The 13547-nt window shown below is 41.3% G+C and carries 5 protein-coding genes; all 5 read right to left on the bottom strand.

From position 1 onward, the window contains the following. Nucleotides 1-25 precede the first annotated feature (25 nt). Nucleotides 26-1204, bottom strand: coding sequence for a glycosyltransferase (locus B9G53_RS18870; RefSeq protein ID WP_094535018.1), 1179 nt, complete (start codon nucleotides 1202-1204; stop codon nucleotides 26-28). A gap of 9 nt (nucleotides 1205-1213) precedes the next feature. Then, a complete protein-coding gene (locus tag B9G53_RS18865) occupies nucleotides 1214-2536 on the bottom strand; it encodes a lipopolysaccharide biosynthesis protein (RefSeq protein ID WP_094535017.1) in 1323 nt (440 codons plus the stop codon). Further along, a complete protein-coding gene (locus B9G53_RS18860; RefSeq protein ID WP_094535016.1) occupies nucleotides 2536-6774 on the bottom strand; it encodes a non-ribosomal peptide synthetase in 4239 nt (1412 codons plus the stop codon). The genes B9G53_RS18865 and B9G53_RS18860 overlap by 1 nt, the downstream gene beginning before the upstream one ends. Further along, the gene (locus B9G53_RS18855) at nucleotides 6771-11432 is read right to left on the bottom strand and encodes a type I polyketide synthase (RefSeq protein ID WP_254923730.1); all 4662 of its coding nucleotides are present in this window, start codon (nucleotides 11430-11432) and stop codon (nucleotides 6771-6773) included. Before B9G53_RS18855 ends, B9G53_RS18860 begins: the two co-directional genes overlap by 4 nt. After that, a partial coding sequence (locus tag B9G53_RS18850; RefSeq protein ID WP_141211825.1) for an SDR family NAD(P)-dependent oxidoreductase occupies nucleotides 11422-13547 on the bottom strand: 2126 nt, incomplete at its 5' end. The genes B9G53_RS18850 and B9G53_RS18855, both read right to left, overlap by 11 nt.

Raw genomic sequence — 13547 nt, 5'->3', positions numbered from 1 at the left:
AAAAATCTTTTAGAAGTTAAGATCATCACGCAGGAATTGCCATCAGTTTCAAGTATAAATCTTGTAAATATTTGACATTTTGGATAATGTTAAAGGGACTCTTTTCTAAGATTGCGAGGCAATCAGCTTGGGTATGTTGCTGTTTAATCTGGCGAGAATTTAATACAGCATCTACCCATATAGCGATCGGCTCAGATAAATTAATCCGTTGAATCAGGGTTTTGATTTCATCGACCTCTTCTGTCACAACATCTGAAAGGATGACTGGTAAACCTGCTGCTTGAGCTTCTAAACCTACCAAGGGCAAACCCTCAAAGGATGATGGCAACATGAGAACGTCCATAGCCCCCTGCATGATTCTAGGCACTTGATCTTGAGAGCCAGCAAACATAACGTTTGAGTCGATTCCCATCTCTAAAGCTTTGGTTGCGATCGCTTGTCTCAGGGGGCCATCTCCTACAAATAACAAGTAAGTATTTGGTTCTTTTTCTAGCACTTTGACTAGGATCTTGAGCATCAGTTCATGATTTTTGAGAGGAACAAAGCGCCCTACATGTCCAATTACAAAAGCATCAATGGGAATGCCAAATTCTGACCTCACACTAAGGCGATCTAGCGGCTGACGGAATAGCTCTAAGTCAATACCGCAATATAGAACTTGCCAGCGTGGATCGCTTTGCCAATTCTCGTTACCCAAGAGGGCCTTAAGAGCTTTACGGCTAACACCTACACCGAAGGTTGTATATCGGTTAAGCCAATATCGCATTAAGCCAAAATAAATCTGGCGATACCAAGGGGCTTGACGATCGAGAGGAGATGTATCGCTATGGGTTTGGACAATGCGATGGCGAATTTTTTGTTGATGGGCGAGGCGTAAGAGATATCCACTAAACTGATGGAGATGACTGTGGATGATGTCATAGGAACCATGCTCTTGCAGCGCTTGTTTAAAATTATTAGCAAAGAGCCAAGGCTTTTGAGGATAGAGACAGCGTACGATTTTGACACCCAAGCTATCTAGTTCCGCATCAAAAAAAGGAAAATCATCTGTGACATGAACCATTAAGTCAATTTGAAAGCGATCGCGATCGATATGTCGTAACATCTGCATAATCCAGCTTTCTAAGCCACCGCGATTACCCATTTGACCAACAACGTGAAGGACTTTAATTTTCTGTTTTGGCTTTTGGTTGAGGACAGTCATACTTCACCTTCAAATTGATCGCAATTTATTTTTATGATGCTTTTTCGCAATGTAGAGAATTGCGATGCCATTCAATACTAAATCTATAGCTGAGGCGATCAATAAAGCGATCGCTGCACCATTCAGACCTTGGCTAGGGATTAACCATAATGCAAGCAAGGCTGATATCGTTACTACAGTCGCAGATATAACCATTTTAATCTGAAAACTTCTGGTTGCTGTAATCGATTGTCCAATAAAGGAAGAGATATCTTCAATTGAGCCTGCCAACATAAGTAAAGTAAGTAGTTGTGTATATTGTCCATATTCTTTGCGATAGATAGTTTCTAGAATTGGTTGACCAAATAGCCAGCAAGTTGTCATGATGACTACTCCCATGACTATTGCGATCGCCATTAATTTACTTAAAATTTGCCAGAATATTTTGAAATTTCCCTCAGCGTAGTATCGAGACATTCTCGGAATAGTAGAAGCTCCAAGGGGATTTAAAACTGTGTCACCAATCAGCATCAAACTGGCAATGCTGGCAAAAACTCCTAGAGAAGCCTCACCTATATACTTTTCAATAAGATATCTAGGAACATTGGTGTTAAAGCTAACTAGCAAGGTCACAATTCCCATCGGCAAAGCTAATTTCGTAAGCGTAAATAACTTTTGGGAATACCATTTTTTATCAAAAATCTTAGACAAATCAATTTGGGTAGATTGAGGAGACAAGCCATTAATTGCTAATAAATCATAAGAATTAGCGGTTTTCAGACTTGAGGGTAATTCATAGATAAACAGATAGACAGTCCGAAATAGGATTAAGCCGATTAGACCTAAGACTAAGTTACCTGTCAAATAAAGAATTATTCCAAGTAAACTGATCGAAATAATACTTTTACCCATCCCTAAAAAAGCTAAAGTTTTCATCTCCTCTCTTTTCTGAATCAACCCATATAGGGTGGCACTAATTGCTTCTAAAGCTCTAAGTAATGCTAATAGACCAACAATGACGAGAATATCCCATGAATAGCCTGCAAAAATAGGAATGATAATACTTAAAAACAATGCAAAGCTAGAAGTTACTAGCTTTAGATTAAAATAATCTTCAAACGCATACTGGCTTTTAGAATCAGTGATTTGCAAGGTATCTGAATCTAAGCTAGTAAAAGCAAATATAGGGATTGTAATAGCATTAGCTAATGCAAATCTACCAACTAAGACTTTATCGCAAAATTTAACTAAAAGAACATTCACTAAAAACTGACTACAAGCAATAATAATGAACGCAAGAAATAGCCATGAAAATAATTTTCTAATGGGTTTTCTTGCCTGAGAATCTGACATTATTTAGACTCCTGCTTGTTTTTGAGAATGTCCTTGTAGTTATCACTAAGGGATTTGTCTAAACAAGCTTGCAATTTCCAAGCTATTTGCTGGACTTCTGGTTCTTCAAATACCAAGTTATGTACCCCTTCGATAATATGGTAGTCAATTTCCTTCAGTGCTAATTTTGACCACAATTGTTTGTAGTCACTGAGGCGAGTTTTATCAAATACAGTGGTATTGATTAAGGTTACTGCATAAGAAATAGGTTGCGGACGATAATGATCGATCGCCTCTAAATGAGCCATCATATTATTGTGATATAGATAAAATTTACGCAACTCAGGAGGCAGTTGGCAGTTCATTTTTAGATAGAATCGGCATTGGAGAAGTTTGAAAATATCTCGAATTGTTTCAAAATATTTCTTAGGTTTCTGAGCAGTACGCTTGATTTTTTCTAGTAATGATATCTTCAAGAAATTGCGCCAACGCATTTCCCAAAACTCTTGGGCAGGCACTAGAATATCATTCTGAAATCCAGTATCCATTAGTACTAGTAAAGCAACATCCTGTCCTTGCCTATGAAGTTGCTGAGCCATTTCATAGGCAACTATCCCCCCTGCACAAAAACCTCCTAAATAGTAGGGGCCTGTTGGCTGTAAACTTCTAATTTCTGTTAAATAATTAGCTGCCATTTGGTCAATACGTTTAAGTGGTGGGTGTTTTCCGTCTAATCCTTGGGCTTGCAGTCCATAGAAAGGTTGATTGGCATCCAAATGTTTGACTAGATTGCGATATACAAATACTTCACCAAAACCTTCATGGATACAAAAGAACGGGGGATTAGTTCCATCTGGCTTCAGTGGGACTAAATGATTCCAACTAGGAGTCCAACCTTGACGTAAAAGCTTAGCAAGATCGGCGATCGTTGGAGACTGAAAGATAGACATGATGGGAACAGGATGACCTACCAATTCCTCTAGTTGGGCGCTAAGGCGAATTGCCAATAAGGAATGTCCACCTAACTCGAAGAAATTGTCATGGGTACTAAGCAATTTTATGCCTAGCAGTCTTTGCCAAATTTGGGCTATGCGTAGTTCTAATTCATCTTGCGGATAGTTAGTATTAGTAATGTCTTGAGGAGCTTGAGAGTGATTAGGCTTTGGTAAAGCACGACGATCTATTTTGCCGCTCTGGGTTAGGGGGAAACTATCTAATACCACAAAGGCTGAAGGAACCATATATTCAGGTAAGTTCTCTTTGAGAAAACGGCACAGATCGGCAATGGACACCTTTGAACCTAATTTACAGACAAGATAGGCTACTAAGCGATCGCTAGACTGATGGTGATCCACAGTTACCACTGCCTGATTAACTGGAGAATATTGAGCTAAGGTCGCCTCAATTTCACCTAATTCAATGCGAAAGCCCCGCAACTTCACTTGAAAATCAATCCGCCCTAAATACTCAATCGAGCCATCTGTTAAATAGCGGACGCGATCGCCAGTTTTGTATAGCCTCGCATCAGGATCTGAGCTAAAAGGATCGTGAATAAATTTCTCCGCAGTCAATTCAGGACGATTGAGATAGCCTCTACCGACCTGCACGCCACCAATATGTAATTCCCCTGCCACACCAATCGGCACTGGTTGCAGGTAGTTATCGAGAACATATAGTTGCGTATTGGCAACAGGTTTACCAATTGGGACTGTACTTAGATGACTACTGGCTTGACATTGCCAATAACTAACATCTATAGCAGCTTCCGTGGGACCATAGAGATTATGTAGCTCACAATCCAAACGCTCAAAGAAGCGACGTTGCAGATCAATGGGCAATGCTTCTCCACTACAGATCACCCGTTTCAGACTGGAACATTTTGATAAGTCTGTTTCCGCTTCTAGAAATACCTGCAACATCGAAGGAACAAAGTGTAACGTGGTAATTCCTGCTTGGATGATTAATTGTTTTAAATAGCTAGGATCTTTATGTCCTTCAGGTTTAGCAACAACTAATTTCGCGCCTGTACTTAGCGTCCAGAAAAATTCCCACACGGACACATCAAAGCTAAAAGGAGTCTTTTGTAGTACGCAGTCAGATGTGCCAATTTGATAAGTTGACTGCATCCATAGCAGCCGATTGACAACACCTCGATGGTTATTCATCGCTCCCTTGGGTTTACCAGTTGAGCCAGAGGTATAAATGATGTAGCAGAGATGCTCAGCTTTGCTCAGTCTTGGCAGATTGAGATCGCTTTCATCTGCAAATAAAGTCCATTCAGAATCCAGACAAAGAGTCTGAGCTGTATGTTCGGGGAGTTGTGCTAACAATTTCTGTTGAGTGAGTAGCACTGACACCTGAGAGTCAGCGAACATGAAGGCTAAACGGTCTTTGGGATAGGTTGGGTCGATGGGGACATAGGCGCCTCCTGCTTTGAGGATTGCTAATAGCCCAATCACCATTTCTAAGGAACGTTCTATGCAGATGCCCACGGGTTGATCGGGTTTAACACCTTGCTTCCGCAGGTAATGGGCAAGCTGATTGGCTTTTTGATTGAGTTCTTGATAGCTTAACTGTTGATCTTCATAGGTGACAGCGATCGCATCAGGAGTTTGTGCAACTTGGGCTTCAACTAGTTCATGTAAGCAAATATCTTTAGGATAGTTAACGGCTGTATCATTCCAATCAATCAGAATTTGTTGAGACTCTAACTGAGTTAGTAAGGGCAAGTTGTATATTTGCTGATCTGGATTAATGGCGATCACTTCTAAGAAATTTTGGAAATGTCCAACCATGCGATCAATTTTCGAGCGCTCAAATAGGTCAGTATTGTATTCAAAATTTCCTGCTAAACCATCAGGTGAATCAAGCATTTCTAGTGTTAGATCTAGTTGCGTGGTGTGGCTATCGACCTCGATCCCTGACAAGCTCAAATCTGGCACTTCTAACGATTGCGTTGGTGAGTTTTGGAGAATAAACATCACCTGAAATAGAGGATGATAGCTGAGATTGCGTTCAGGTTGTAACTCCTCAACTAGTTTTTCAAAAGGGAGGCTTTGATGATCGTAGGCATCAAGGGCAATTTTTTTAACTTGAGTTAATAGTTCTTGAAAAGAAGGATTTTGCTGAATTTGAATCCGCAAGACTAAATTATTTACAAAAAATCCCAGCAGATTTTCGACTTCGGCGCGATCACGATTGGCGATCGGTGAACCGATAACGATATCGGTCTGTCCACAATAGCGAGAGAGTAATAAAGCAAAAGCCGCATATAAAGTCATGAATAGGGTCGCGCCATTTTGCTGTCCTAAGCGCTTGAGTTGCTGCGTAAGACTAAGGCTAAGCTGAAATGAAACCTTACTACCTTGGAAAGTTTGGATCGGTGGACGTGGGCGATCAGTTGGCAATTCTAGCAGGGGCGGAATATGGGCTAGCTGTTGTCGCCAGTACTTGAGATGGCGTTCGAGAACCTCGCCTTGCAACCAATTGCGCTGCCATGCCGCAAAGTCAGCATATTGGATTGGCAACTCAGGTAAGGGAGACTGTTTACCTTGGGAAAAGGCTGTGTAAATACTAGCAAATTCTTTTAAAAAGATGCCCATAAACCAGCCATCAGCAGCAATGTGGTGGACTGCTAAAACTAGGACATGGGAAGTTTCGCTTAAGCGTACTAACTGGCAACGAAAAATTGGTCCCTGTTGGAGATCGAAGGGCTTGGCGCGTTCGGCGGCGGCTAACTCTTTAACAGCGATCGCTTGTTTAGTTTCAGGCTCAGCCTGCAAATCAATAATGGGGATATTAAGGATTAGGGGTGGCTGAATTTTTTGGACAATATCACCATTGATATTCGTAAAGGTTGTCCTGAGAACCTCATGACGACGCACAATTTCAGAGATCGTTTTCACTAAAACTTGCGGATCTAATTTACCTGTTAAGGCGATCGCTGGGGCTGGCCAGTTATAGGTTGCGCTTTCTCCTCCCTCTAACTCATTGAGAAACCATAGGCGCTGTTGAGAAAATGATAGAGGTAGATTTTGATCACGGGAAACTGGTTGAATCGTCGATAATTTGCCGCGATCGCTGATGGCTAAGTTTTGATTGAGCGTGGCAATAATTTCGGCTTTGTGCTTAGACAATTCCGCCAATAACTGTGGGGTTAAGACATCCTCGGAGCCGCTATAGCGAAGGCGATCGCCTTGTACCCATAGTTTGACCCCGCGATCTCTAAGATCATTTATCCAATCCTGAATCAAACTCATAGCTCACCTTCTATTAATTTTGCTGTTTCTGAGTTAGCAAGCTTAGGTTCCATACTCTGCAATTTTGCTAACTCATTTGCTGACTCAATAATTTGTCCTAACCCCGATAAGGTTGGATTTTCAAATAGATCGCGATGGCTTAACTCTAGTTGAAATACTTCTCGCAATCGCGAGATAATTCTCGTAATCAGTAAAGAATCTCCTCCTAATTCAAAGAAATTATCATAAATGCCAATTTGGCTAATTCCGAGAAAATCTTGCCAAATATTTGCAAGGCGTTGTTCAATCTCATTTTGAGGAGCAACATAGGAATTAGACAAATTAGGTCGGGAATGAACTGAAAAAGCAGAATTTGCTTTTTCCTGCATTGCTGGTTGTTTACGATCAAGTTGTTCGAGTTTATTCTCATAAATCCATTGATTGAGCCTTTGATGGAGATTCCCTGTTGAGACAACTACTTGATTGAGAGAATCTTGTTCGAGAATGAGTTGGAATACCTCCATTCCTTGCTTAGGTGATATTCCCAAATCTTGGTTATTAGCATTGGACAAATCACTTAATTCTTGAAACTGCCAACTATCCCAGTTAATCGCGATCCAAGGAGTAGGATTTGTCTGCTGCTGTTGCTGAGTAAAGGCATCCATAAATAGATTTGCGGCGGCATAGGCGAAATATCCTAGTCCGCCTAACACCGCAGATAAGGAAGAGAACAGCAAGCAAAAATCGATATTTTGCGATCGCAAGATTTGCTCTAAAACCAATAGCCCATCAACCTTGGGGCGTAACTGTTGCTCACAGTTTAGGCGATCAAGCAACCTAATTTCTTGAAATGCTTGTTCAGTAAGAACCCCAGCCGCATGGATCACACCATTAATTGCGCCCCATTTCTGGTTAACTTCCGCAAAGATAGCTAACATCTGATCGAGATTAGCAACGTCGGCTCTAGCAATAAATACTTCAGAACCAAGATTCGTAATGGTTTGCAATTTTTGAATTTTCTGACTAATTGGATCTTCGGGGCTATGGGTGGCTAGCCATTGCTGCCATTCAGATTTTGCAGGAAAAGGCGATCGCCCAACTAATAATAATTTTGCCTGACAAGTGAGTGCTAGATGCTCGGCAAGTATTAAGCCAATGCTTCCTAAACCACCAGTAATCAGGTACAAGCCACCCTTCTTCAATCGTGACGAATTAGATTGTGACTTCTCTAATTTGACTGGCTCATAGGTTTGAATCCATCGGCGATTTGCTCGGTATACGACTACTGGTTCGCTGATATTGCCAGTAAGATCGGCATAGATATTATCAATCAATTTCTGAGTTTGCCAACTATTGACATCTATAACATCTGCTAAAGCAATATCAATGCTCTGACAGCGAATATTGGCATATTCTTGGGGAATTACTTTACAAGCCCCCAATAAAGATGCTTTTTCAGGTTGAATCGTTTCTTGCCCCGTTACCGACTGCATATTATTAGAAATCACCGTTAGCTTTAATTTGCTGGAAATCGCATACTTAACGATCGCCTGAGTTAAGAAAAGTAAGCTATATAGTCCAATGGTTTGGGCTGTAGCGATCGCTTCTTCTCCTTCGCTAGAGATCTGTGCAGTGACATTCCATAAATGCACAATTTGATCAGGTAATTGATTAAGTTGCCGCAATGCCTCGATCAGCGATTCGTAGTCCTTAGCTTGACTAGGATCGATCATGTAACGGCGATCAGCTAATCTTGCAAAGTTAGAGCCAATTTTTACGGTAATTACTTGATGTTGTGAAGCCTCTAGCTTTTGAATAAATTTATCCCCTAATCCGACTTCATCTATAAACACAAGATAAAGTGATGGTAATACTTCTTTAAGTTCAGGAATAATCGTTGATTTCCAAGCAGGGCTGTAAATCCAATCAGAAACATCTAAATTCTTCTTAATCAATGGTTTTACTGGTTGACTAATCACATCTTGAGAAGGTGACTTTGGAGGCTCAATCCAAAAGCGTTGACGTTCAAAAGGATATGTCGGTAAAGGCACTCGATAACGCCTTTCATCTTGATAAAAAGCATCCCAATCAATCGCCACACCTGATAACCATAATTGCCCCAGAGTCCTCAGCAATACCTCCAGATCCGCTCTCTGCTCCTGTGGATGCCGTAACGATGTCAGGACAATTTGCTGTGGATTTCTCGCAGAGTGACGCATTGCTAATGTACTTAAGGTCTTCCCTGCTCCTACTTCTAATAGCACAGAATCCTGATCCTGTAGCAGAGTCCCCAATCCGTCTGCAAATCTCACTGTTTGACGAATATGCTCTAACCAGTATTCTGGGTCAGTCGTTTGAGCTTCAGTAATCCAAGTCCCCGAGACATTGGAAATATAAGGGATCTTCGGAATGCTCAATTTAATTTTTTCGATCTCATTCCTGAAGTCATCTAACATTGGCTCCATCATCGCTGAATGAAAGGCATGGGAGGTATGTAACTGACGATATTCAATACTAAGTTCCTGTAGTTGCTGCTCTAATCGTGCGATCGCTTCTATAGTTCCCGAAACAACTACTAGATTAGTGGCGTTTATTGCGGCTAGAGATATGTCTTTGTTTAAGAAAGGCTTGATTTCTGCTTCGGGTAGAGATATAGATAGCATTTTTCCTTTTGGTAAGGCTTGCATTAGTTTGCCTCTAATCGCCACCAGCCTGAGTGCATCCTCTAATGAAAAGACTCCTGCAATACAGGCGGCTACGTACTCACCCAGACTATGCCCAATCATTGCTTTGGGTTTGATTCCCCATGCTATCCACTGTTGTGCTAGTGCATACTCTATGGCAAAGATTGCTGGTTGGGCGATCGCTGTTTCTTGCAGTTTTACAGCCATATCGTCGATTTGGCTTTCTGAAGGATACAAGACATCTCTGAGGTCGAGTCCGATCACAGGTTGCAAGATTTGACTACAGCGATCAATCTGTGAGCGAAAAATAGATTCTTGCTGATAGAGTCCTTCTCCCATCTTCACATATTGCGATCCTTGTCCTGTAAATAGGAAATTTATCCCTCGGTTTTGAAATTCTTGATGTTGGGAGTGGAGCAGATCGGGATTTTCTAATATTGATATTGCATTAGTGTGGCTATTGCAGACTAGTATTCGCCGATGGTCAAATGCTTGACGACCAATTTGTAGGGTATAGGCTACATCTGCTAACGATATCTCTGGATGCTCTTTGAGATGAGTAGCGAGATTTTTAGTCGCAGTTTCTAGGGCTGTATCTGTCTTGGCGGATAGTAGCAATAGTTGATAGGGGCGCGAAGCTGAGGATGCTTCTAGTTCTGGCGCTTCTTCTAAAACTACATGGGCATTTGTCCCGCCCAGACCAAAGGCACTCACACCCGCCCGACGAGGTGTACTATGCCATTCCCAATCTTTCAAAACTGTATTGACATAAAACGGACTATTGGCAAAGTCGATGTCAGGATTCGGATTCTCAAAGTGTAATGTGGGTGGAATCTGCTTATGTTTTAAGGACAGAACTGTCTTGATCAGCCCCGCTACACCTGAAGCCGCATCCACATGACCGATGTTAGACTTTAATGAGCTGATCGCACAGAAACCCGTTTTGGCTGTCTTAGCCCGAAACGCTTGAGTTAGCGCCCTTATTTCAATCGGGTCGCCTAAAACAGTACCTGTTCCGTGGGCTTCTACATAGGAAATTGTTTCTGGATCAAGTCCTGCGAGAGCTTGAGCTTCTAAAATTACTTCCGCTTGACCTGTGACACTCGGAGCTGTGTAGCCCACTTTTTGCGAACCGTCATTATTAATTGCTGAGCCTTTGATGACTGCATAAATATGATCGCCATCAGCTACAGCATCCTCCAATCGCTTTAATACTACCAAACCCACTGCACTACCAAAAACTGTGCCTTGTGCCTTCACATCAAAAGGACGACAATGTCCATCTGGCGATGTCATTTCACCTTCTTGATAAAAGTACCCTACCTGTTGAGGAATACGCAGAGTAATACCTCCTCCTAGAGCCATATCACACTGATAATTTAGTAATCCTTGACAAGCCAAATGTACGGTGACAAGAGAAGTAGAGCAAGCGGTGTTGATACTCAGACTTGGACCATGCAAATTTAGTTGATAGGAAATTCTCGTAGAGACAAAATCTCGACTATTCCCGATTGTAGTTGACCAACCAGCTTCTTCTATTAGCTGAGGGTTAGAGATCAAATTATGTAATAAATAATTACTGATACTAGAACCAACATAAACGCCAATTCTTGCTTTAGTAGTTTTAGAGTTATAGCCCGCATTTTCTAGAGCTTGCCATGCATTCTCTAATAGAATTCGATGCTGAGGATCCATCATTTCTGCTTCTCTAGGGCTGTACCCAAAGAACTTCGCGTCAAAGCGATCAATCTCTGATAGCACTGAACCTGACTTGACATAATTAGGATGCTTTAATACATCCAAACTGATGCCTGCGGCTATTAGTTCTTCATCGGTAAATGAGGTGATCGCTTCGACTCCATTACAAAGGTTCTGCCAAAATGTCGAAATATCAGCAGCTTTAGGAAATTGTCCCGCCATGCCAATAATGGCGACTCCCTTGAGAGAATTATTAAAAGAACTGTTAATCGATTGATTATATTGATTATTCTTCACGATCTTGTTGTCTCCGATTAATTAATTCACTGGCTCTCTCTTCCATCGCTGCTCGCTGTTTGCTCACTCGATCTTCAATTTTTGGTGCAACCGTTTGGTCTTTTCTCTCTTGCCTAATATACTCTGCCAAGGAGCCGATAGTAGAATACTCAAATAAATCTACGTTGGAAATAGGCTGATTTAAAACAGATTGTAGCTTACTACGGGCTTGGACAATCAGAAATGAATCGCCACCAAGATGGAAAAAATTATCATCAATTCCTACCCGATCTAAGCTAAAAAGCTCTTGCCAGATTGAGCAAATTGTTTTTTCAAGATCGTCTCTAGGTGCGATATAAGTATTGGATAAATTGGGTCTAGTGTAACGAGTTGTTTGTACCTTCTTAACAGAATTTTGTTGTGAAATATTTGTTTCCAGTGGGTTATGTGTCCACTGTTTCAGCCTTGTTTGGAGGTCGGCAGTTGAGATTATCATTTGAGGAATATGAGTGGCGATCGCGGTTGATAAAATTCTTGTAAAAGCTTCTATCCCTTCATCGGCAGTCATTGAGAACTTTACTAAACTTGAATTTGAAGACGAATGATTTGCATCTAGATCAAATTGCCAAGTATCCCAATTGAGACATTTCCAAGGAATATGTTGGTGACTGTTGGCAAAACTATCCATAAAGAGGTTGGCAGCCGAGTAAGCCGCAAAACCCAGCCCACCAAGGATTGACGATAATGATGACATTAACAGTCCAAAATCAAGCTTTCTCCCTTTTAATAAATCATTTAAAACCAAAAGCCCATAGACTTTAGATTGAAAGTGTTTTTCACAATCTACTGGACTCAGCTTAGCAATTTCGTCAAAAGCATCTTGTGCTAAAAAGCCTGCGGCATGAATGACCCCATTAATTGCTCCTAACTGGATTTCACTTTCTGCGATCGCGACTTGCATCTGCTCTTTATTGGTGACATCTGCTCGAACGATCAAGATCTCAGATCCCATAGATTCCAATTGTGCAATTTTCCGAATCTTTTGACTAGTGAGATTGTTAATATCATGGGTTGCTAACCATTGCTGCCAAACATCTCTGGGTGGTAGTCCCGAACGTCCAATGAGAATTAGTTTCACTTGATGCGATCGCGCTAGATATTCAGCTAGGGTCAGACCAATTTTACCTAGTCCACCTGTAATCAGATAAACTCCCCGTTGTCGCAATGGGATTTGTTTTGGGGTAGGCTCTAATCTGATTGCTTCAAACGATTGGCTCCAACGATGATTCCCTCGATAAGCGATCGCAGGATCGTTACTTTGGGTGGTGATTTCAGTTAGATATTGCTCAACTAATCGCTCTGATGGTAAGCCATCAATAGGACGTACCACGTCAATGCTTTGACAGCTTAGATGCGGGTATTCTTGGGAAATCACTTTGCAGGCTGCAAGTAAGGTTGCTTTTTCAGGACATAATGTTTCTTCTCCTGTCACTAGTTGGAGATTGTTAGAGATAACTGTGATTTGGATATGCTCAATAATCTGTTGTTTGTCAAATGCCTGTGCCAAGAATATTAAGCTATAAAAGCCATAGGACTGAGCTTGTCTAAACTCCTCGCCAGAAAGTTCCTTGCTGTCAAGGCTCAAGCTCCACAAGTGTAAAATTTTCTGTGGAAGGTTGTTACTATCTTTTAGTGAGGCGATCAAATCAACATAAGTATCATTTTGGTACAAGTCAATAACATAGTGATCTTCATCAAGCTTGTTAAAGCGATCGCCAATCTCAACCGTAATAATTCGATGATTTTGTTGTTTCAACTTCTCCACAAGGCTCTTTCCTAAGCCCAATGTATCGGTAAATACCAACCAACAATCTGATTTAATTTCCTCTGGTGACTTTGCGAGCGCTAGGTGCGGTATAGTTTGCTTCCAACAAGGAACATAGAACCAATCGGCAATATCAGATTTTTTGCTAGTTAAGGTTGCGATCGCTTGACTTTGCAAAACCTGAGCAGAAGCAGAACTAGGCTCAATCCAAAAGCGTTGACGTTCAAAAGGATATGTCGGTAAAGGCACTCGATAACGCCTTTCATCTTGATAAAAAGCATCCCAATCAATCGCCACACCTGATAACCATA

It is taken from the genome of Pseudanabaena sp. SR411, from assembly GCF_002251945.1.
Taxonomy (GTDB): Bacteria; Cyanobacteriota; Cyanobacteriia; order Pseudanabaenales; family Pseudanabaenaceae; genus Pseudanabaena.
This window is presented reverse-complemented; position numbering and strand designations above follow the sequence as displayed.

Coding starts and splice junctions, on each gene's coding strand:
- B9G53_RS18870 (WP_094535018.1), bottom strand. CDS start 1,204: ATGACTGTCCTCAACCAAAAGCCAAAACAGAAAATTAAAGTCCTTCAC.
- B9G53_RS18865 (WP_094535017.1), bottom strand. CDS start 2,536: ATGTCAGATTCTCAGGCAAGAAAACCCATTAGAAAATTATTTTCATGG.
- B9G53_RS18860 (WP_094535016.1), bottom strand. CDS start 6,774: ATGAGTTTGATTCAGGATTGGATAAATGATCTTAGAGATCGCGGGGTC.